The 746-nt window shown below is 45.6% G+C and carries 2 protein-coding genes; both read right to left on the minus strand.

Annotation, left to right across the window (positions count from 1 at the left end; genetic code table 11):
• On the minus strand, window positions 1–239 hold a 239-nt coding region (locus tag PY649_RS34790), incomplete at its 3' end, for a hypothetical protein (protein WP_285873607.1).
• Window positions 239–746 (minus strand): cyclic nucleotide-binding domain-containing protein (locus PY649_RS34795; protein WP_285873609.1); only part of this gene is annotated, 508 nt, incomplete at its 5' end. The genes PY649_RS34795 and PY649_RS34790, both read right to left, overlap by 1 nt.

Genomic DNA, 746 nt, shown 5'->3' on the forward strand with positions numbered 1-746 from the left:
TCTATATATAAAGCTTTTTTATCGAGTGGTGAATTTTTAATACTTAGGCCATTGAAATTTTCATATAAATAATTTTCTTGAATTAAGAATTTTTCTATTTTCTTTTGTATCGAAAATGTAGATAGGTCTTCTATTATTATATTTTCGCGTATTGTTTCTGGAGCAATTCCATCCCACGTATACCCAACGATTTTATCGGGCCTGAGAATGGTTAAAGCAATATAGTTATAACTATCCATTATCTTTTTCCGCCTTGAACTATTTCCAGCTTAGTACCGGGTTTTGGAATGAGAGCTAGTTCTTCTTGCGTAGCGCGACTCCCGACCTCGGCGACATGTCGATTCATGTAGTAGCGAACCAGTCCGGGGCCGCGCAGACCTTCAACCCGTTCGCGCTCGGAGAAGATGGCCCCAAATTTCACCAGCTCATTCATGATTTGACTAACGTCATCGGCTCGAATTCCGATGGCTTCAGATATTTCCTCGCGGGTCAGCATGATTTGTCCGGTGTGCGGCATGAGATGATCAAACAGCAAAGCCCAAACCCGCATAGCCTTCATTGGACGCTTACTGTTGGCTTCTAGCCAGTCGACAACAGCGGCATTTTGAGCGGGACGGATCATAACGAAAGGCTCCGTGGTTCCGGGGTCTGGTGTCGTAAGGTTCTTGATCTGAACGTAAAGCCGCCCAACAGCATCGCGCATCGCGGGGCTAGTCTCGGCGAAGGGTAAGAGGGCCTGTTTCAAG

Origin of the sequence: Rhizobium mayense, from assembly GCF_030272705.1 — a bacterium.
Lineage (GTDB): Bacteria > Pseudomonadota > Alphaproteobacteria > Rhizobiales > Rhizobiaceae > Rhizobium > Rhizobium mayense.